Below are 19,402 nucleotides of genomic sequence, written 5' to 3' on the forward strand. Positions count from 1 at the left end.
GTTGCTCAAGGGGTTGGCCAAGATCGGCCAACCCCTTCGACGTGGGGTGTCAGTGGGACGAAGTAGTCTTGAGCCCATGCCTGAACGCCGTACCGTCGCACTCGTCACTCTTGGCTGCGCCCGTAACGAGGTGGACTCGGAGGAGCTCGCAGGCCGCTTGGAGGCGGACGGCTGGCAACTCGTGGAGGACGCCGAGGACGCCGACGTGGCCGTCGTCAACACCTGTGGCTTCGTCGAAGCCGCCAAGAAGGACTCCGTAGACGCCCTCCTGGAAGCCAACGACCTCAAGGGCCACGGCAGAACACAGGCCGTCGTGGCGGTGGGCTGCATGGCCGAGCGGTACGGCAAGGAACTCGCCGAGGCGCTCCCCGAGGCCGACGGAGTGCTCGGCTTCGACGACTACGCCGACATCTCCGACCGCCTGCAGACCATCCTGAACGGCGGCATCCACGCCTCGCACACCCCACGTGACCGCCGCAAGCTGCTGCCGATCAGCCCCGCCGAGCGGCAGGAGTCCGCCGCCGACGTCGCGCTGCCCGGCCACGGCCCGGTCGACCTCCCGGACGGCCTCGCGCCCGCCTCGGGCCCCCGCGCACCCCTGCGCCGCCGCCTGGACGGCTCCCCGGTCGCCTCGGTGAAGCTCGCCTCCGGCTGCGACCGGCGCTGCTCCTTCTGCGCCATCCCGTCCTTCCGCGGCTCCTTCATCTCCCGCCGCCCCAGCGACGTCCTCAACGAGACGCGCTGGCTGGCCGAGCAGGGCGTCAAGGAGGTCATGCTGGTCTCCGAGAACAACACGTCCTACGGCAAGGACCTGGGCGACATCCGCCTCCTGGAGTCGCTGCTGCCCGAACTGGCCGACATCGACGGCCTGGAGCGCGTACGCGTCAGCTACCTCCAGCCCGCCGAGATGCGCCCCGGGCTCATCGACGTGCTCACCTCCACACCGAAGATCGCCCCCTACTTCGACCTGTCCTTCCAGCACTCCGCGCCCGACGTGCTGCGCTCCATGCGCCGCTTCGGCGACACCGACCGCTTCCTCGAACTGCTCGACACCATCCGCTCCAAGGCCCCGCAGGCCGGCGTGCGCTCGAACTTCATCGTCGGCTTCCCCGGCGAGACCGAGTCCGACCTCGCCGAACTGGAGCGCTTCCTGAACGGCGCCCGTCTGGACGCCATCGGTGTCTTCGGCTACTCCGACGAGGAGGGCACGGAGGCGGCGACGTACGACAAGAAGCTCGACCAGGACGTCGTCGACGAGCGGCTCGCGCACATCTCGCGGCTCGCCGAGGAACTCGTCTCGCAGCGCGCCGAGGAGCGTGTCGGCGAGACCGTGCACGTGCTGGTCGAGTCGGTGGACTCCGAGGACGGCGCCTACGGCCGCGGCGAGCACCAGGCGCCGGAGACGGACGGCCAGGTGCTCCTCACGAGCGGCGAAGGCCTGAGCGTCGGCCGTATGGTCGAGGCGAAGGTGGTCGGTACGGAAGGTGTCGACCTGGTGGCCGAGCCGCTCCTGGGCTCGCTCGCGTGTAGTGAGGAGGCGGGCAGATGACCGGAGTCCCGGCATCGGCGGCGGGCGGCACCTCCAGCGCGAACGACGCGCCCGCGAGCGCGGGTTCCGGTGCGGCCTCCGGTGGCGCCCCTTCCGGCGCGATGTCGGGCAGTGTCTCCGGCGGGGTCCCCTCCGGGGGAGTCTCGGCCGGCAGTGCCTCCAGTGATGCCCCCGGTGTTGTCGAGTCCGGCCTGCCCGGTGGACCGAGGCCGGCGCGCGGTGCGAAGGTCGTCGCCGCCGCCGTCAACCAGGCGAGCGTCTGGAACATCGCCAACTTCCTGACCATGCTCCGGCTGCTGCTCGTCCCCGGCTTCGTCGCCCTGATGCTGGCCGACGGCGGGTACGACCCGGCGATGCGCTCCTTCGCCTGGGCGGCGTTCGCCATCGCCATGATCACCGACCTGTTCGACGGCCATCTGGCCCGCACCTACGACCTCGTCACCGACTTCGGGAAGATCGCCGACCCCATCGCCGACAAGGCGATCATGGGCGCGGCGCTGATCTGTCTGTCCTCGCTCGGCGATCTCCCGTGGTGGGTGACCGTCGTCATCCTCGGCCGGGAACTCGGGATCACGCTGCTGCGTTTTCTCGTCATCCGGTACGGCGTCATTCCCGCGTCGCGCGGCGGCAAGCTGAAGACGCTCACGCAGGGCATCGCCGTAGGGATGTATGTGCTGGCGCTCACGGGATGGCTGGCCACCCTGAGGTTCTGGGTGATGGCTGCGGCGGTCGTGCTGACCGTGCTGACCGGGCTCGACTATGTGAGACAGGCCATTGTGCTGCGCAGGCAGGGAATCGCCGAGCGCGCGGCGGCGTCGGAGGAGACGGAAGCGTGAGTTCCACGGCCACTGAAGTGGTGCGACTACTGACCGTGAGCGGTGCGACGCTCGCTGTCGCCGAGTCGCTCACCGGTGGTCTGGTTGCGGTGGAGATCACATCGGTGCCCGGAGCCTCCAAGGCCTTCCGCGGTTCGGTCACCGCCTACGCCACCGAGCTGAAGCACCAGCTGCTCGGTGTCGATGCCGCTCTGCTGGCCGAGCGGGGTGCCGTAGATGCGCAGGTCGCGGCCCAGATGGCGGCCGGTGTGCGGAAGGCGCTGGGTGCCGACTGGGGCATCGCGACGACCGGCGTTGCGGGTCCGGAGCCGCAGGACGGGCAGCCCGTGGGCACCGTTTTCGTCGCCGTGGACGGTCCCTTTGGACCGGATTCGGATGCCGCCGGTGGCGGGAAAGTGGCCGCGCTGCGGTTGAACGGCGGCCGGGCGGAAATTCGTATGGAGAGTGTACGGAGCGTACTCGCGCTGCTTTTGGAGCGGCTCGTGAGCGAACAGACCGGGAATGAGCGGGCACAGGATACGGAACAGAACGGGGGGTTTTGATGTTTGCAGCCCTGAGTGAACACGACATCGCTCCCCGCACGGCCGCGGCGCAAGGCGGTACGGTGGGGCGAGAAGGATGCGGCTACGCGGTCCGAGGAGGGAGCCACCGATGATTCTGCTCCGTCGCCTGCTGGGTGACGTGCTGCGTCGGCAGCGCCAGCGCCAGGGCCGTACTCTGCGCGAAGTCTCCTCGTCCGCCCGAGTCTCACTCGGCTATCTCTCCGAGGTGGAGCGGGGGCAGAAGGAGGCTTCCTCTGAACTGCTCTCCGCCATCTGCGACGCGTTGGACGTACGGATGTCCGAGCTCATGCGGGAAGTGAGCGACGAGCTCGCTCTCGCCGAGCTGGCCCAGTCTGCTGCGGCCACCGGTTCTGTGCCCACGTCGGTACGTCCGATGCTGGGTTCCGTGTCGGTGACCGGTGTGCCACCGGAACGGGTGACCATCAAGGCCCCCGCCGAAGCGGTGGACGTGGTCGCCGCGTGACGCTGACGCCGGTGTGAGCCGATGCGGCGCCGACCGGCACTGAGGATGTGTTGAGGGCCCCGGCCGGGGCTTCTCCGGTGAGAGCTGGAGAGGTGCGGTCGGGGTCTTTCGCGTTCCGGGCGCCGTGTATGGCCGGGGGCTTTGCCGGTCCGTAGCGGTCCGTTTGCCGGTGTGGCTCGGTGCGGTCATGGTTGAGGCGGGTGGTGCGTCCGTGTGCCGTCGATGCGCCCTCCTCGCGGATGACCGCGGTGGCTTAGCGTCCGGCTGGAGGTGGTGGCGGCCATGGCGGGGCGGATAGCGCGCTGGGGGGCTGCGCTGGCACTCGGAGCGCTGTGGTGGTGGGCCGTACTGCGGCTCGCCCTGACGCCGCACGCGGGTGCGCTGGAGGGGGCGGTCGCGGCCGGAGGGTGGGGGCTGAGCCTGCTTCCGGTGCACTGCATGCCCAAGGCGCGGGCGGCCGGCGCCGTGGCCGCCGGGCGGTGGAGGCGGGCATGGCGATTGCCTGCGATGCCGGTGGCTGAAGTGGCCACTGCTACCAGGGCATCGCCACGCCCCCGTTCGGACGGAGGATCTGACCCGTCGTGAACGACGACGCGTCGGACGCCAGATACAGCACGGCGTGCGCGATGTCCTCCGGCTCACCTACCCGGCCCAGCGGCGAAAGCCGGGCCATCATCGCCTCGGTACGGGCCTGCGCCTCGCCCTCGTGGTGATCGGTCATGGGCGTACGTATCCAGCCCGGCGCGACGGCGTTGACGCGGATGCCGTGCCGGCCGACCTCCGTCGCCAGCGTCTTCGTCAACTGGACGACGGCCGCCTTCGCGGCGCTGTAGCACAGCAGTCCTGACCCTCCGGTGTCGATGGCGCCCGAGGCCATGGTGACGATGCTGCCCCTGGTACCGCGGTCGAGCATCAGCCGGGCCGCCTCCTGGCAGGCGTACAGCACCCCCTTGAAGTTGACGTTCAGCACCCGGTCGAGATCCTCGTCCCGGGTCTCCAGCACCGTGCTGCTGTGCATGATCCCGGCGACCGCGGCCATCACATGCAGCTCCTCGCAGGACTCGACGGCCTGCCGGACCTGCGCGCGATCGATGACGTCGAGGTGGTGGGTGCGGGCGGTGCCGCCCTTGTCCTTGATCAGGGTCGCCGTGTCGTGCAGACCCTGCGGGTCACGGTCGGCGCAGTGCACGGTGGCACCCGCCTCGGCGAGCAGCACGGCCGACGCGCGGCCGATACCGCTGGCGGCGCCGGTGACGAAAGCGGTGCGTCCGGTGAGGTCGTACGCCTTGACGGGCATGCAGCGACGGTACGAGGGTTTCTGACGGGTCGTCAATTAGTCGTACGGTGCTGAGTTCCGCGCGGTGGAGAGGTGCCCGGCGCCGGTCCCACCTGGCAGGTCGGGCACCAGTAGGTGGGGCGCTCGCGGGAGCCGTCGCCCTGGTCGGCCGTGCGGATCGGGGTGCCGCAGCGCAGACAGGGGCGGGGTGCGCGGCCGTAGACGAACAGGTCGGGGGTGTGGGGGCCGCCCGCGGTGCGGTGCGCGGAACCGTTGATGATGTGGCTTGTGGTGTTGCGGACCGGGCGGTCGCGGTTGGCTTCCAGGAGTCGTTTGGCGATGGCGGGGAGCTTCGCGGCGCGGTCGGCGGGGAGGGCACCGACGGGGAGCCAGGGGGTGGCGCCGAGGAGGAAACAGAGTTCGCTCTTGTAGATGTTGCCGATACCGGCCAGGTTGCGCTGGTCGAGCAGGGCCTCGCCGAGGGGGCGGGAAGGTTCGGCGAGGAGGTTGGCCAACGCCTGCTCCGGGTTCCAGTCGGGGCCCAGGAGGTCGGGGCCGAGGTGGCCCACGGCGCGGTGTTCGTCGGCGGTGCGCAGGAGTTCCAGGACGGGGAGGCGATAGCCGACGGCCGTGCGGTCGGCGGTGGCGAGGATCGCGCGGATCTGGTGGGCCGGGCCGCCACCGCTCCAGCGCCGACCGTTGGCGTACACCCGCCAGGTGCCGTCCATGCGCAGGTGGGAGTGGAGGGTGAGGCCGCCCTCCACACGGGTCAGCAGGTGCTTGCCCCGGGGTGTCACGTCCAGGACGGTGCGGCCGGTGAGGTCCGCGGTGGCGTACTTGGGCACCCTGAGGTCGCTGCGGGTCAGCACCTTGCCCGCGAGGGCCGTGTGGAGGCGCTGCGCGGTCTGCCAGACGGTGTCGCCTTCAGGCATGGGTCAAGGGTGGCATGCGGTGGTGGGGGTCGGTTCGGTTCATGCGCGTAGGCGCAGGCCGCGCGGTGTCGCGATGAAGCCCGCTCCTTCCAGAAGGGTGCCGATGGGGGAGGTCAGGGCCGAGGCGCCGTTGACCCGCTCCACCGTCACCGTGCCGAGCGAACCGGCTCGGGCCGCTGCCGCGAGCGCTTCGGCGGCCCCCTGGAGGCGCGGGTCTTCGGTGGCCGTGGTGTCCGGCGCGGACGGCCAGGCGAGCAGGGTCTTGCCGCCGCGCTCCATGTACAGCGTCAGCTCACCGTCGACGAGTACGACGAGCGAGCCGGCCTTCCGCCCCGGCTTGTGCCCGGCGCCGGTCGGCGGCTCGGGCCAGGGGAGGGCGGCGCCGTACGCGTTCGCCGGGTCGGCGGCGGCCAGGACCACGGCTCGGCCGGCGAGGGACGGGCGGCGGTAGGAAGGCGTGCTGTTGGTCCGGGGTGCCGGGGCGGGGAAGTCGCGGGGCGAGATGTAGTCGCCCGGGGACGGAGGGTGGGAGGAGGGGGAGCCCTGGAGCCGTGAGCTGGGCCCGGCCGGTGTGCCCGTGTCGTCGAGGTCGTCGAAGTCGGTGAACGGACCGAAGGCGTCGGCGAAGTCGTGCACTCCGGGGGAGTCGGGTGTGTTGTGCGGGCCGTGGGTGGCGGGGGAGTCGTAGGTCGTCGGGGTCGAGAGGCGGTCGACGGAACCGGAGGGCGGTGCGCTGGTCCCACCGAGGGCCCCGAAACCGTACGGGTCGTTGTCCGTGCTGTCAGGCGCGGGCAGGTCGTCGCCCCGGTCGCGGGCGTTGGCGACCGCGCGGAGGCGGTCCACCGCGCCGTCCATCGCGAACTGGGCGGCGCCGAGCCCCTCCACGACATAGCCGCGCCGCGCCTGACCGCTGTCCTCGAAGACGGACAGGATGCGGTACGTCGCCGAGAAGCCGCCCTCGACGCCCTCTGCGGCGACCGCTCCCCGGGTCACCACTCCGTGCCGGTCGAGCAGGGTGCGGGCCAGGGCGTGGGCGCGCACGGTGGGGTCCGGTTCATGGGCGGGGAGCAGGGACCAGCGGCCCGCGACGGTCGGCGGACCGGTCCGTGAGGCGGGGCGCGCGGCGGCGGTGAGGGAGCCGTAACGCCCGCGCGGGACAGTGCGTTTCGCGCGGTGGGCCGTGGAGCCTGCTGTACGGCCGGAGCCCAGCAGGGAGCGCATGGGGGTGAGTGTGTCGTTCGTGAGCCGGCCGGACCAGGCCAGGTCCCAGACGGCGTCGGCCAGTTGGGGATCGGTGGCGTCGGGGTGGGTGGTCGCGCGGATCTGGTCGGCGATCTGGCGGAAGAAGAGGCCGTAGCCGCCGGAGAGGGTGTCCAGGACGGACTGGTGCAGTGCCGTGAGTTCGAGCGGGTGCGGGGGCGGGAGGAGCAGGGGGGCCGCGTCCGCCAGGTAGAGAGAGATCCAGCCGTCCTTGCCGGGGAGGGAGCCCGCGCCGGCCCACACCAGCTCGCCGGCGGAGGTGAGTTCGTCGAGCATGGCGGGCGCGTAGTTCGCCACGCGGGACGGCAGGACGAGCTTCTCGAGGGCGGACGCGGGTACGGAGGCGCCCTGCAACTGCTCGACGGCGCGCACCAGTCCGTCGATGCCGCGCAGTCCGTGGCCCTTGCCGATGTGCTGCCACTGGGGCAGGAACTGCGCGAGCGCAGCCGGCGGCACCGGCTCCAACTCGTGCCGCAGCGCGGCCAGTGAACGGCGGCGCAGGCGCCGCAGCACCGTCGCGTCACACCACTCCTGACCGATCCCGGCCGGGTGGAACTCCCCTTGTACGACACGGCCGTTCGCCGCGAGCCGCTGCAACGCGCCGTCGGTGACGGCAACGCCCAGACCGAAGCGGGCTGCTGCCGTGGCCGACGTGAACGGGCCGTGGGTGCGCGCGTGACGTGCGAGGAGGTCGCCGAGCGGATCCTTGACCGGTTCGGTGAACGCCTCGGGGACACCGACGGGAAGAGCCGTGCCGAGCGCGTCGCGCAGTCGGCCCGCGTCCTCGATCGCCGCCCAGTGGTCGGCGCCGCCGATACGGACCCGGATCGCGCGCCGCGCGGAAGCGAGGTCGTGGGCCCACTGCGGTGCGGCGCCCCGCTCGGCCAACTCGGCGTCGGTGAGCGGGCCGAGCATCCGCAGCAGGTCGGCGACGCCTTCGACGTCCTTGATGCGGCGGTCCTCGGTGAGCCACTGGAGTTCCCGCTCCAGCTCGGTGAGTACGTCGGCGTCGAGGAGTTCGCGCAGCTCCGCCTGGCCGAGCAGCTCGGCCAGCAGCCGGGAGTCCAGGGACAGGGCGGCGGCGCGGCGCTCGGCGAGCGGTGAGTCTCCCTCGTAGAGGAACTGGGCGACGTACCCGAAGAGGAGGGAGCGGGCGAAGGGGGAGGGCTCGGGGGTGGTGACCTCGACGAGGCGGACCTTGCGGGACTCCAGGTCGCCCATCAGCTCGGTGAGGCCAGGGACGTCGAAGACGTCCTGGAGGCATTCGCGGACCGCCTCCAGGACGATCGGGAACGAGCCGAACTCGCTTGCCACCTGGAGCAGTTGGGCCGCCCGCTGGCGCTGCTGCCACAGCGGGGTGCGCTTGCCGGGGTTGCGGCGCGGCAGCAGCAGCGCGCGGGCGGCGCACTCGCGGAAGCGGGCCGCGAACAGGGCCGAGCCGCCGACCTGGTCGGTGACGATCTGATCGACCTCGCCCTTGTCGAAGGCGACGTCCGCCGCGCCCACGGGGGCCTGGTCGGCGTCGTACTCCGTGCCGGCCTTCATCGGTTCCTGGTCGAGCAGGTCCAGGCCCATCAGGTCGGCGTCGGGCAGCCTCAGGACGATGCCGTCGTCGGCGTGCATCACCTGGGCGTCCATGCCGTAGCGCTCGGAGAGACGGGCACCGAGGGCGAGGGCCCAGGGGGCGTGGACCTGGGCGCCGAAGGGGGAGTGGATGACCACGCGCCAGTCGCCGAGTTCGTCGCGGAAGCGCTCCACGACGATCGTGCGGTCGTCCGGGATGTGACCGCAGGCCTCGCGCTGTTCGGCCAGGTACGACAGCACGTTCTCCGCGGCCCAGGTGTCGAGGCCCGCGGCGAGGAGGCGCAGGCGGGCGTCCTCCTTGGGCTGGGAGCCGACCTCGCGGAGGAACGCGCCCACCGCGCGGCCCAGTTCGAGCGGGCGGCCCAACTGGTCGCCCTTCCAGAAGGGGAGCCGGCCCGGGACGCCCGGCGCGGGGGAGACCAGGACGCGGTCGCGGGTGATGTCCTCGATCCGCCAGGAGCTGGTGCCGAGGGTGAAGACATCGCCCACCCGGGACTCGTAGACCATCTCCTCGTCCAGCTCGCCGACCCGGCCGCCGCCCTTCTTGGGGTCGGCACCCGCGAGGAAGACCCCGAAGAGACCGCGGTCGGGGATGGTGCCCCCGGAGGTGACGGCGAGGCGCTGCGCGCCGGGGCGGCCGGTGATCGTGCCGGCGATGCGGTCCCACACCACGCGCGGGCGCAACTCGGCGAACGCGTCGGACGGATAGCGGCCCGCGAGCATGTCCAGCACGGCCGTGAACGCCGACTCCGGGAGTGAGGCGAAGGGCGCGGCGCGGCGGACCGTGGCGAGCAGGTCGTCGACCTGCCAGGTGTCCAGCGCCGTCATCGCGACGAGCTGCTGGGCGAGGACGTCCAGCGGGTTGGCGGGGACCCTCAGGGACTCGATGGAACCCGTGCGCATCCGCTCGGTGACCACCGCGGCCTGGACCAGGTCACCCCGGTACTTCGGGAAGACCACGCCCGTGGAGACCGCGCCGACCTGGTGTCCCGCGCGGCCCACGCGCTGGAGGCCGGAGGCCACCGAGGGCGGGGACTCCACCTGGATGACGAGATCGACGGCTCCCATGTCGATGCCCAGCTCCAGGCTGGACGTGGCCACCACGGCGGGCAGTCGACCCGCCTTGAGGTCCTCCTCGACCTGGGCCCGCTGCTCCTTGGAGACCGAGCCGTGGTGGGCGCGGGCGATGACCGGGGGCGCGCCCTGGGCCGCGCCGGAGCCGCCCATCAGCTCGGCCGGTGCGTGGTGCTCGTCCAGGGGCTCGCCGGTCGCGCGCTCGTAGGCGATCTCGTTGAGCCGGTTGCACAGACGCTCCGCCAGGCGGCGGGAGTTGGCGAACACGATCGTTGAACGATGGGCCTGGACGAGATCGGTGATGCGCTCCTCGACATGCGGCCAGATCGACGGCTTCTCCGCGCCCTCACTGCCGTCGGCCACCGGGGAGCCGCCCAACTCGCCCAGATCCTCGACCGGGACGACCACGGAGAGGTCGAACTCCTTGCCCGACTTCGGCTGGACGATCTCCACCTTGCGGCGCGGCGAGAGATAGCGGGCGACCTCGTCGACCGGACGCACCGTCGCCGACAGGCCGATACGGCGGGCCGGCCTCGGCAGCAGCTCGTCCAGCCGCTCCAGGGACAGAGCGAGATGCGCGCCCCGCTTGGTGCCCGCGACCGCGTGCACCTCGTCCAGGATCACCGTCTCGATGCCGGTCAGCGCGTCACGCGTGGCCGACGTCAGCATCAGGAACAGGGACTCCGGGGTGGTGATCAGGATGTCCGGCGGGCGGGTGGCCAGGGCGCGGCGCTCGGCGGGCGGGGTGTCGCCGGAGCGGATACCGACCTTGACCTCGGGCTCCGGCAGGCCCAGGCGCACGGATTCCTGGCGGATGCCGGTGAGCGGGCTGCGGAGGTTGCGCTCGACATCGACCGCGAGGGCCTTGAGCGGGGACACGTACAGGACGCGGCAGCGCTTCTTCGGATCGGCGGGCGGAGGTGTCGCGGCGAGCTGGTCCAACGCGGCGAGGAAGGCGGCCAGGGTCTTGCCGGAGCCGGTCGGGGCGACCACCAGCACGTCCGAACCCTCGCCGATGGCCCGCCACGCGCCCGACTGGGCCGCGGTGGGCGCGGAGAAGGCCCCCGTGAACCAGCCGCGGGTCGCGGGGGAGAAGCCGTCGAGGGCTCGATGTGCGGAGCTGACCATGCGTCCATCCTGCACCCGACCACTGACAATGCGTCTGACCTGCGGGAATTCTCCGGCGACGGTGTGCAGTACGGTTTCTGTGGCTGCTGCCCGCATGGCGGAGAATGGCCGTATGGCAGGCACGGGCGAGCGGGCGAGGCACTGGCGGTACACGGAGCTGCCCGGCGTCGACCTGCTGCGGGCCCGGTACATCCGCAAGACGTTCGTACGGCACACACACGAGAATTTCGTGATCGCCGCCATCACGGACGGCGTCGAGGTGTTCCACCACGGTGGGGGTGACGTGTCCGCCGGGCCGGGGGCTCTGGCGCTGGTCAATCCGGACACTCCGCACACCGGCCGGGCGGGCGTGCCCGAGGGCTGGCGGTACGGAGCTGTCTACCCGTCGCCCGAGGTGGTCGCAGCGATAGCCGCCGAGACCACCTCGATCCGCGGCACGCCCGGTTTCATCAGCCCCGTGCTCGACGACCCCTACGCCGCCGGACTTGTCCATCAGATCCTGCGCGCGGCCGAGGAGGGCAACGCACTCGCCGCCGACACCCTGCTGCGGGTCGCCGTCACCAGGCTGCTCCGGCTGAACGGCGGCCCGCTGCCGCAGCGCGCCGTGCCCACGGCGGGCGGCCGGGTCGCCGCACGCGCGCGTGCCGTGCTGGAGGAGCAGATGCTGGAACCGCCCACCCTGGAGCAGCTCGCCGGGGATCTGGAAACCAGTCCGTTCGCGCTGCTGCGCGCGTTCCGGGGCGCCTACGGGATGCCGCCCCACACCTGGCTGACCGACGCCCGGGTGCGCCGGGCACGGCAACTCCTGGACGCGGGTACGGCGCCCGCGGAGGCCGCCGTCGCCGTCGGGTTCACGGACCAGCCGCACCTCAACCGGCACTTCGCCCGGATCGTGGGCGTACCCCCGGGCGCGTACCAGCGGGAGCGCAAGAACGTACAAGACGCGGGGCGGCGGCTGCTCCTACCGTCCGACACGTGGCAGAACAGATCGCTTCAGACGACATACGCACCCGAGAGGGAGGAGAAGAGGCTGGGAGCAAGCCGGACTCCGCCGTCGTACGGGACGCCCTCGGAGTCGGGATCGCCGTAGGGCTGTCGGGGTTCGCCTTCGGGGTGACCTCGGCCGGTGGCGGGCTCACCCTGCTCCAGACCTGCGCTCTCAGCCTCCTGGTGTTCACCGGCGCCTCCCAGTTCGCGCTCGTGGGAGCGCTCGCGGCCGGCGGCAATCCGCTGACCGCTGCGGCGGGAGCCTTCTTCCTCGGCGTGCGCAACACCTTCTACGGACTGCGCCTCTCGCAGTTGCTGGCCCTCCCGCGCGCGGTGCGGCCGTTCGCCGCCCAGTGGGTCATCGACGAGACGACGGCCGTCACCCTCGCGCAGCCCACGCGGCGCGCCGCGCGGATCGGGTTCACCGTCACCGGGCTCACCCTGTACGTGCTGTGGAACGTCACCACGCTGCTCGGCGCGCTCGGCGCCAAGGCCATCGGGGACACGGAGGCCTGGGGTCTCGACGCGGCCGGACCCGCCGTCTTCCTGGCGCTGCTCGCGCCCATGCTCAGGACCACCATCGAGCGGGCCGTCGCCGCACTCGCGGTCCTGCTGGGACTGGGCCTGCTGCCCGTGCTGCCGGCCGGCGTACCGGTCCTTGCGGCCGCTCTCGCGGCGCCGATCGCCCTCTACGTAGCGGGCCGTCGGCAGAACGGCACACGTAACGACGCACAGGAGGAAGACCGTTGACCGTCTGGATCGCGATCGCGGCCACCGCCCTCGGCTGCTACCTCGTCAAGCTCGCCGGACTCCTGGTACCCGCCGGCGCTCTGGAGCGTCCGCTCGTGAAGCGGCTGGCCGCCCTGCTGCCCGTCGCCCTCCTCGCCGCGCTCACGGCCCAGCAGACCTTCGCCGACGGGCACGCGCTCGTGCTCGACGCGCGGGCCGCGGGGCTGGCGGCGGCCGCCGTGGCGCTGGTGCTGCGGGCACCCTTCCTGCTCGTCGTCGCGGCGGCCGTGCTGGTGACGGCGGGTGTGCGGGCCATGGGCGGCTGAGGTCCCGGAGTCAGCCGACGGAGCGGCCGTACGCCTTCAGGGTGCGCAGTGCCTGGATCGTCACCATGGGGCGTGCCTCCAGGGCGATGCCCGGCGCCCATTGACGCCAGCGGATGGGCCAGCCGCCGTCCTCCTGCTGGCCGGCCGACAGATGGTCCAGGGAGCGGGTCATCTCGTCGTCCGTGAACCACGCGCGCGCGAGGGAACTCGGCGTCTTCGCGTAGTCGTACGGGAAGTGGTGCTCGCCCGGCGCGTATCCGGGGGCGACCGGGTAGGCCTCCAGGTGGTCCGGGTCAAGGGCGGCGAGGCGGTGCTCGCGCACCAGGCGGCCGAGCCGGTCGGCGGTGGCCTCCGCGCGCGGGCGGTCGGGCGCCGAGTCCAGAAAGGCGACGGCGGCCTCGATCTCGTAGGGGTGCGACTTCTCCAGGGAGTCGACGGCCTGCCAGCAGAAGTCGGTGGCCCGGAACAGCCAGGCGTGCCACACCTCGTTGCGGTGCAGGAGGCCCACCACCGGCCCGGTGGCGAGGAGTTCACTGGGCGGATCGTCCACGATCGGCACGAACGGCGCCGTCGGATAGCCGCGCTGGCCGGGAAGGATCGCCGGCAGGGCGCCGTCGGCGGTGGACACCGAGGTCAGATAGCGGCACACGCGTTCCACCCGCTGCCCGCCGCAGCGCCCGATGGAGTCCAGGACGCGAAGAGCGTGACCGGTGTGCAGCGGCTGGCTCACCGGGCCGCGCAGATCGGGTTCCAGCGCGTGCCCGTACCCGCCGTCCTCGTTGCGGTACGCGTCCAGCGCCGTCTCCACCGGATCGGGTTCGCCGTTGAGGAAGTGGTACGCGAAGAGGCGCTGCTCCAGCACGCGCGCGGTGAGCCAGACGAAGTGCTCGGCGCGGAAGAGCGGGGAGTGCGCCGGGGGCGTCGGGGGGAGTGGGGATGCTCCTGTTTCGGCCATGCGTCAGACCGTAGGACGGAAAGCGGTCTCGGCAGGCGGTCCCGGCCCGGGCCCCACTCTCAGGGGCGGGATACTGATGTCATGCGGTTGACGGTCTTCTGGCAGCGGATGACGGAGCACTTCGGCGCGGGATACGCCGAGAGCTTCGCGCGCGATCACGTGATGACGGAGCTCGGCGGGCGGACGGTGCACGAGGCGCTGGACGCGGGCTGGGAGGCCAAGGACGTGTGGCGCGTGGTCTGCGCGGTCATGAACGTTCCGCAGGAAAGTCGCTGATCGGTCACGAAGATCGACGGCGGTGACCGGTTGTCAGTGGCGTAGGCGAGACTTGGCCCGTGGCATCCACTGACGAGAGCGGGCACGACACCCCGCAGGCATCCCCGTCCGGTACGACGCCGCCGAGCCGGCCCCCGGCCGACGGCGCCGCGCCGGGCACCGGCATGCCGCGCTGGCTGCCGCGCGCCATGGTGCTGGCGCTCGCCCTCGTCGCCGTGTTCCAGCTGGGCAGTTGGGCCTTCCACCAGCTCATCGGGCTGCTGATCAACATCCTCATCGCGTTCTTCCTGGCCCTCGCCATCGAGCCCGCGGTGAGCCGGATGTCCGCGTACGGCATGCGCCGGGGACTGGCCACCTTCCTGGTCTTCCTCGGCCTGCTGATCGTGAGCGCCGGGTTCGTCACCTTGCTCGGCTCGATGCTCGCCGGCCAGATCATCAAGATGATCGAGGACTTCCCGGACTACCTCGACTCCGTCATCAACTGGGTCAACGGCCACTTCCACACCGACCTGAGACGGGTCGACATCCAGGAGGGGCTGCTCCACTCCGACTGGCTGCGCAAGTACGTGCAGAACAGCGCCACCGGCGTGCTGGACGTGTCCACCCAGGTCCTCGGCGGACTCTTCCAGCTGCTGACGATCGGTCTGTTCTCGTTCTACTTCGCCGCCGACGGGCCGCGACTGCGGCGCGCCCTGTGCTCCGTGCTGCCGCCCGCCCGGCAGGCCGAGGTGCTGCGCGCATGGGAGATCGCCGTCGACAAGACCGGCGGCTACATATACTCCCGCGGTCTGATGGCGCTGGTCTCCGGAGTGGCGCACTACATCCTGCTGCAGGCGCTGGGCATCCCGTACGCGCCCGTGCTCGCCGTCTGGGTGGGACTGGTCTCCCAGTTCATCCCGACCATCGGCACGTATCTCGCGGGCGCCCTGCCCATGCTGATCGCCTTCACCGTGAACCCCTGGTACGCCCTGTGGGTACTGATCTTCGTCGTGGTCTACCAGCAGTTCGAGAACTACATGCTGCAGCCCAAGCTGACCGCGAAGACCGTCGACATCCACCCCGCGGTCGCCTTCGGCTCGGTCATCGCGGGCACCGCGCTCCTGGGTGCCGTGGGCGCGCTGATCTCCATTCCGGCCGTAGCCACGCTTCAGGCGTTCCTCGGGGCGTACGTGAAGCGGTACGCCGTCACGGACGATCCCCGGGTGCAGGGGCACCGGCCCACCCGAGGGTCCGGTGGGCCCGGTCTGCTGACTCGCGCGCGGGGGGTGTGGGAGCGGAGGCCGGGGGCTACGGAGGCGACGGGGCACCTGCCGGCCGACTCCGACGGGACAGCCGGTTCCGGGGCGACTGACCCCGGCCCCGACCCCGAGAACTCCGGGCCGACCGACCCCGACCCGAGGGACTCCGGAGAAGGCGCCTCCTGAGGTCTGAGGGATGACCGCGCGAGCACCGGGGCACCAGGGCGTCGAGGTCAGTACGTGAGCGCGGCCCACGCTCCGGCTCCGGCCACCGCGAGGGCGTAGCAGCCGACCGCCACCGCCATGGTCCGCAGCCGTACCGTCTCGCTCCAGGACGTGCGGGACAGCAGCCAGGCCAGGGCCGGCAGCACCAGGACGGCGTGCAGGCTGACCCCGTGCAACGGCTTGAGCGGGGCCGTTGAGTGGTAGGCAGCCTCCTGGTGACCGGTCCGGGCGAGAACGACCCCCCCGCGCGATCATCGCGGCGCCCGAGGCCAGTGCGACGAGCAGGATCGCGAACCCGGAACGCACCGCGAGCGCCATCCCCGCGGGACCCGTCGGCCTGTGCCGGAAGGACGCCACCGCGAACACGGTGAGCAGCACCACGAGGACAGCGCCGCCCACCGCGAGCGTCATGGACACCGCCGTGTCGAAGGGCGTCTCCATGTCGAGGTGCGAAGGCACCCGGCGCCACGCCTGAAGGGTGATGCCGCCGACCTCCACCACGCAGTCGGCGGCGAACACGACGAGCAGGACGGTACGCAACCGGGCCCCGACACGCAGATACGACGTCACCCAGGTGACCGCGATCAGCGTCGCCCCGAAGGAGAGCCCGAACGTGACGGGCTTGCGCCAGGAGACGGGCCCGTACCAGGGGCCGCCGTCGACCGCGAACACCACCAGGTGCACCAACCCGGAGAGGATCAGCAGGGCACCGGTCGCATGGCAGAGACGCTCGGCGGGACGTGCATGGCTCTTCAGGGCCCGAATCATGGCCCGAGCCTCGCGGGAACTCGCCGCGCAGTCGTCGTACACCCGAAGACACCGGCCGTACGCCGACGGAAGTAGAGCTCTCCGGGGCGCTGCTGGTGGTTCGGCTCGGGGCAGGGTGGCGAGCCTGCAGGACTGGCTTCACGACTCGTGAACAAAGCCACGCTGCAGCCACTCGGTGTACCAGGTGCGAAAACCGGGGTTCACCGGGACGAAGCCGCCCCAGTCAGGGTCGATCTGCCAGACCTCGCCCTTTCGCGGGCCGTTCAGGATCAGCCGGACGTAGATGCCGCAGCCCTCTTCGGCCAGCATGAGCGTGCCCCGGGTCAGTTCACAGGCCGATGGACCGATGCGGCCGGGCAGGGGTTCGGTGAGGGTGAACGGCTCGGCAAGTCGGCCGGGCAGCCGGTCTTCTTCCCACTCGTCGTCCACGGCCCACCCCTCGCCGGTCTTCGAGCGGGGGACCGTCAACGGCATCAACCCGTGGCCGGGACCGGCGGGCCCGTTGCCCACCTCCGCGACGAAGGACCGGTACTGCGCCGGCAGATCGATGCCATGGGCTTCCTCAAAGGCTCTGATCTCCGACTCCGGCAGCGTCGGCGCCAGCTCGTACTGGTGTGTATCCGCCCCGAAGCGCGACCGCTCCTGGTCCCGTGCGGTCATCTCCCGTATCCGGGCACGTACGTCGCCCCCGCCCCAGCTCTCCATCCGGCGACCGTAGCAATGACGTCGGCGACACGAACGCGCCTTCATCGAGCTTCGACGGCACAGGACACAGATGACGTGAGTGTCGCGTGGTGCGCTTGACACGAAAATCGAACATCCATTCTTATGGGAGCTCCGGCGAGGCCATGACGGGCATTTCGGCAGGCTTTTGATGGCGAAGTGCCCGAGTTATCCACAGGCCGGACGGGCGTCGGGGCGCATTGTCAGTGGCAGGCGTTAGCGTCTTTGACGTGAAGCGATCGACTCAAGCAAACCGGGTGGAACCCATGGCAGGAACCGACCGCGAGAAGGCGTTGGACGCCGCACTCGCACAGATTGAACGGCAATTCGGCAAGGGCGCGGTGATGCGCCTGGGCGAGCGGCCGAACGAGCCCATCGAGGTCATCCCCACCGGGTCGACCGCACTTGACGTCGCCCTCGGTGTCGGCGGCCTGCCGCGCGGCCGAGTGGTGGAGGTCTACGGCCCGGAGTCCTCCGGCAAGACGACCCTGACCCTGCACGCGGTGGCGAACGCCCAGCGGGCCGGCGGCCAGGTCGCGTTCGTGGACGCGGAGCACGCCCTCGACCCCGAGTACGCGAAGAAGCTCGGCGTCGACATCGACAACCTGATCCTGTCCCAGCCGGACAACGGCGAGCAGGCCCTGGAGATCGTGGACATGCTGGTCCGCTCCGGTGCCCTCGACCTCATCGTCATCGACTCCGTCGCGGCACTCGTCCCGCGCGCGGAGATCGAGGGCGAGATGGGTGACAGCCACGTCGGTCTGCAGGCCCGTCTGATGAGCCAGGCACTGCGGAAGATCACAAGCGCGCTCAACCAGTCCAAGACCACCGCCATCTTCATCAACCAGCTCCGCGAGAAGATCGGCGTGATGTTCGGCTCCCCGGAGACCACGACCGGTGGCCGCGCGCTGAAGTTCTACGCCTCGGTGCGACTCGACATCCGCCGTATCGAGACCCTGAAGGACGGCACGGACGCGGTCGGCAACCGCACCCGCGTCAAGGTCGTCAAGAACAAGGTCGCCCCGCCCTTCAAGCAGGCCGAGTTCGACATCCTCTACGGCCACGGCATCAGCCGCGAGGGCGGCCTGATCGACATGGGCGTGGAGAACGGCTTCGTCCGCAAGGCCGGCGCCTGGTACACGTACGAGGGCGACCAGCTCGGCCAGGGCAAGGAGAACGCGCGCAACTTCCTGAAGGACAACCCCGACCTGGCCAACGAGATCGAGAAGAAGATCCTGGAGAAGCTGGGCGTGGGCGTCCGTCCGGAGAAGGACAAGCCCGCCGCTGAGCCGGTCGCGGACGCGGCGGTTCCCACCGCCACGGACGACCCCGCCAAGGCGGTGCCCGCTCCGGCGACTGCGGCCAAGACCACCAAGGCCAAGGCCACGGCAGCCAAGAGCTGACCCGTGACACGACGAACGGACTGGGTCGACTACGCGTATCCCGGCGCCCCGCAGGGGCGGGGGGGAGGCGGTGACGGCCCGGCCTACGGTGCGGACGGCGTACCCGAGGAGCCGTACGGCATGGACGGGCCGTACGGCGACGAGCCGGGCGGCGGCTGGTCGGCCGGCGCCTTCGACGGTGAGACCGGTCCGCCTTTCGGCGGCTCGGTACCCGGCGGCGGTTCGGCGGGCACCGGTCGGCCTTTCAGAAGCTCGGCGCCCGGCGGCACTTCGCCCGGCGGCGAGTCCGCTGACGACGACGCACCCGGCCGCGGTTCGCGCCGCAGCCGCGGAGCGCGCGGCGGAGGCGACGGGGATGGTTCATGGGAAGGCGGCTCACGGGAGGGTGGCTCACGCGGGGGTACGGCGCGTGGTGACGGCACGCGCGGTAGGCGTGGGCGCCGTGGCCGAGGCTTCGGCGAGTCGTCCGGAGAGAGCGGGGGTGACTTCTCCTCGTCGAGGGCCGAGAAGGAGGAGCCGCCGGCGGACCCGGCTGAGCGGGCGCGGGGCATCTGTCTGCGCCTGCTCACCGGGAACCCGCGCACCCGCAAGCAACTCGCGGACGCCCTGCGCAAGCGGGAGATCCCGGACGAGGTCGCGGACGAGGTGCTGTCGCGGTTCGAGGAGGTCGGACTGATCAACGACGGTGCGTTCGCGGACGCCTGGGTGGAGTCCCGGCACCACGGCCGGGGACTGGCGCGACGCGCGCTCGCCCAGGAGCTGCGCACCAAGGGCGTCGACTCCACGCTGATCGACGAGGCGGTCTCCCAGCTCGACCCCGAGCAGGAAGAGACGACGGCACGCGAACTGGTCGACCGCAAACTGCGGTCCACCCAGGGCCTCGACCGCGACAAGAGGCTACGGCGCCTCGCGGGCATGCTGGCCCGCAAGGGCTACTCCCAGGGCATGGCCCTCAGGGTGGTCCGCCAGGCGCTGGAAGAAGAGGGCGAGGACACGGAGTTCCTCGGGGACGAGGGGTACTGATCCGAGTTCCGGTCCGGGTTCTCATCCGGGTTTTTCTCTGGATTCCTGCCCGGTTCCGGCTTCTCGGTGGTGCACACGGCCTGA

At 71.4% G+C, this 19,402-nt stretch carries 17 protein-coding genes and 1 pseudogene; 12 read left to right on the forward strand and 6 right to left on the reverse strand.

All coding sequences use genetic code 11. The features are described from left to right. Positions 1–76 precede the first annotated feature (76 nt). The 5 genes from rimO (at position 77) to JHN45_RS52795 (ending at position 3,996) form a co-directional block, all read left to right on the forward strand. Positions 77–1,549, forward strand: coding sequence for a 30S ribosomal protein S12 methylthiotransferase RimO (gene rimO, locus JHN45_RS04765; RefSeq protein WP_200714642.1), 1,473 nt, complete (start codon positions 77–79; stop codon positions 1,547–1,549). Beyond that, positions 1,546–2,385 carry a CDP-diacylglycerol--glycerol-3-phosphate 3-phosphatidyltransferase gene (pgsA, locus tag JHN45_RS04770; RefSeq protein WP_201048130.1) on the forward strand — a complete coding sequence of 280 codons (840 nt, stop codon included), beginning with the start codon at positions 1,546–1,548 and terminating at the stop codon, positions 2,383–2,385. Before rimO ends, pgsA begins: the two co-directional genes overlap by 4 nt. Then, a complete protein-coding gene (locus tag JHN45_RS04775; RefSeq protein WP_201048131.1) occupies positions 2,382–2,927 on the forward strand; it encodes a CinA family protein in 546 nt (181 codons plus the stop codon). Before pgsA ends, JHN45_RS04775 begins: the two co-directional genes overlap by 4 nt. Positions 2,928–3,036: 109 nt before the next feature. Then, positions 3,037–3,411 carry a helix-turn-helix domain-containing protein gene (locus JHN45_RS04780; RefSeq protein WP_019060943.1) on the forward strand — a complete coding sequence of 125 codons (375 nt, stop codon included), beginning with the start codon at positions 3,037–3,039 and terminating at the stop codon, positions 3,409–3,411. A gap of 282 nt (positions 3,412–3,693) precedes the next feature. Beyond that, positions 3,694–3,996, forward strand: coding sequence for a hypothetical protein (locus JHN45_RS52795; protein ID WP_236583365.1), 303 nt, complete (start codon positions 3,694–3,696; stop codon positions 3,994–3,996). Here JHN45_RS52795 and JHN45_RS04785 read toward each other — a convergent pair. The 3 genes from JHN45_RS04785 to JHN45_RS04795 are packed head-to-tail and all read right to left on the reverse strand — an operon-like array spanning position 3,944 to position 10,665. Next, positions 3,944–4,708, reverse strand: coding sequence for an SDR family NAD(P)-dependent oxidoreductase (locus JHN45_RS04785; protein ID WP_201048132.1), 765 nt, complete (start codon positions 4,706–4,708; stop codon positions 3,944–3,946). The genes JHN45_RS52795 and JHN45_RS04785 overlap by 53 nt on opposite strands. 32 nt (positions 4,709–4,740) lie before the next feature. Then, entirely contained in the window at positions 4,741–5,619 is an 879-nt protein-coding gene (locus JHN45_RS04790; RefSeq protein ID WP_201048133.1) for an Fpg/Nei family DNA glycosylase, read from the reverse strand. Between the two features lie 39 nt (positions 5,620–5,658). Beyond that, positions 5,659–10,665 (reverse strand): ATP-dependent helicase, encoded by a 5,007-nt coding sequence (locus JHN45_RS04795; protein ID WP_201048134.1) that lies wholly within the window; start codon positions 10,663–10,665, stop codon positions 5,659–5,661. Between the two features lie 112 nt (positions 10,666–10,777). Here JHN45_RS04795 and JHN45_RS04800 point away from each other — a divergent pair, with 112 nt between their 5' ends. The 3 genes from JHN45_RS04800 to JHN45_RS04810 are packed head-to-tail and all read left to right on the forward strand — an operon-like array spanning position 10,778 to position 12,707. Then, positions 10,778–11,755 (forward strand): AraC family transcriptional regulator, encoded by a 978-nt coding sequence (locus JHN45_RS04800; RefSeq protein WP_201048135.1) that lies wholly within the window; start codon positions 10,778–10,780, stop codon positions 11,753–11,755. Then, positions 11,641–12,402: an AzlC family ABC transporter permease gene (locus JHN45_RS04805; protein ID WP_374195589.1), complete on the forward strand. Its 762-nt coding sequence runs from the start codon at positions 11,641–11,643 to the stop codon at positions 12,400–12,402. The genes JHN45_RS04800 and JHN45_RS04805 overlap by 115 nt, the downstream gene beginning before the upstream one ends. Then, entirely contained in the window at positions 12,399–12,707 is a 309-nt protein-coding gene (locus tag JHN45_RS04810) for an AzlD domain-containing protein (RefSeq protein WP_201048136.1), read from the forward strand. Before JHN45_RS04805 ends, JHN45_RS04810 begins: the two co-directional genes overlap by 4 nt. Positions 12,708–12,717: 10 nt before the next feature. Here JHN45_RS04810 and JHN45_RS04815 read toward each other — a convergent pair whose 3' ends face one another. Beyond that, positions 12,718–13,662: a hypothetical protein gene (locus tag JHN45_RS04815; protein WP_201048137.1), complete on the reverse strand. Its 945-nt coding sequence runs from the start codon at positions 13,660–13,662 to the stop codon at positions 12,718–12,720. Positions 13,663–13,743: 81 nt separating this feature from the next. On the opposite strand from JHN45_RS04815, the gene JHN45_RS04820 reads away from it, so the two are divergent. Next, a complete protein-coding gene (locus tag JHN45_RS04820) occupies positions 13,744–13,938 on the forward strand; it encodes a DUF3046 domain-containing protein (protein ID WP_019075591.1) in 195 nt (64 codons plus the stop codon). A 59-nt stretch (positions 13,939–13,997) separates the two neighbouring features. Continuing rightward, positions 13,998–15,362 carry an AI-2E family transporter gene (locus JHN45_RS04825; protein WP_201048138.1) on the forward strand — a complete coding sequence of 455 codons (1,365 nt, stop codon included), beginning with the start codon at positions 13,998–14,000 and terminating at the stop codon, positions 15,360–15,362. A gap of 47 nt (positions 15,363–15,409) precedes the next feature. Here the strand turns inward: JHN45_RS04825 and JHN45_RS04830 are convergent. Together JHN45_RS04830 and JHN45_RS04835 are read right to left on the reverse strand one after the other, a co-directional pair. Beyond that, positions 15,410–16,169: pseudogene (locus JHN45_RS04830) on the reverse strand (hypothetical protein). Between the two features lie 138 nt (positions 16,170–16,307). Beyond that, positions 16,308–16,874 carry an SMI1/KNR4 family protein gene (locus JHN45_RS04835; protein ID WP_201048139.1) on the reverse strand — a complete coding sequence of 189 codons (567 nt, stop codon included), beginning with the start codon at positions 16,872–16,874 and terminating at the stop codon, positions 16,308–16,310. 284 nt (positions 16,875–17,158) lie between these two features. Here JHN45_RS04835 and recA point away from each other — a divergent pair, with 284 nt between their 5' ends. Together recA and recX are read left to right on the forward strand one after the other, a co-directional pair. Beyond that, a complete protein-coding gene (gene recA, locus JHN45_RS04840; protein WP_200709664.1) occupies positions 17,159–18,295 on the forward strand; it encodes a recombinase RecA in 1,137 nt (378 codons plus the stop codon). Positions 18,296–18,298: 3 nt separating this feature from the next. Further along, on the forward strand, positions 18,299–19,318 hold the full coding sequence (gene recX / locus JHN45_RS04845) for a recombination regulator RecX (protein WP_201048140.1): 1,020 nt from the start codon (positions 18,299–18,301) through the stop codon (positions 19,316–19,318). Positions 19,319–19,402: the final 84 nt, after the last annotated feature.

It is taken from the genome of Streptomyces sp. MBT53 (assembly GCF_016654115.1).
GTDB lineage: Bacteria > Actinomycetota > Actinomycetes > Streptomycetales > Streptomycetaceae > Streptomyces.

Excerpts from the sequence above, each read along its gene's own strand:
- JHN45_RS04820 (WP_019075591.1), top strand. The coding sequence starts at position 13,744 with ATGCGGTTGACGGTCTTCTGGCAGCGGATGACGGAGCACTTCGGCGCG.
- JHN45_RS04780 (WP_019060943.1), top strand. The coding sequence starts at position 3,037 with ATGATTCTGCTCCGTCGCCTGCTGGGTGACGTGCTGCGTCGGCAGCGC.
- rimO (WP_200714642.1), top strand. The coding sequence starts at position 77 with ATGCCTGAACGCCGTACCGTCGCACTCGTCACTCTTGGCTGCGCCCGT.
- JHN45_RS04800 (WP_201048135.1), top strand. The coding sequence starts at position 10,778 with ATGGCAGGCACGGGCGAGCGGGCGAGGCACTGGCGGTACACGGAGCTG.
- JHN45_RS04790 (WP_201048133.1), bottom strand. The coding sequence starts at position 5,619 with ATGCCTGAAGGCGACACCGTCTGGCAGACCGCGCAGCGCCTCCACACG.
- JHN45_RS52795 (WP_236583365.1), top strand. The coding sequence starts at position 3,694 with ATGGCGGGGCGGATAGCGCGCTGGGGGGCTGCGCTGGCACTCGGAGCG.
- pgsA (WP_201048130.1), top strand. The coding sequence starts at position 1,546 with ATGACCGGAGTCCCGGCATCGGCGGCGGGCGGCACCTCCAGCGCGAAC.
- JHN45_RS04785 (WP_201048132.1), bottom strand. The coding sequence starts at position 4,708 with ATGCCCGTCAAGGCGTACGACCTCACCGGACGCACCGCTTTCGTCACC.
- recA (WP_200709664.1), top strand. The coding sequence starts at position 17,159 with ATGGCAGGAACCGACCGCGAGAAGGCGTTGGACGCCGCACTCGCACAG.
- JHN45_RS04815 (WP_201048137.1), bottom strand. The coding sequence starts at position 13,662 with ATGGCCGAAACAGGAGCATCCCCACTCCCCCCGACGCCCCCGGCGCAC.
- JHN45_RS04835 (WP_201048139.1), bottom strand. The coding sequence starts at position 16,874 with ATGGAGAGCTGGGGCGGGGGCGACGTACGTGCCCGGATACGGGAGATG.
- JHN45_RS04795 (WP_201048134.1), bottom strand. The coding sequence starts at position 10,665 with ATGGTCAGCTCCGCACATCGAGCCCTCGACGGCTTCTCCCCCGCGACC.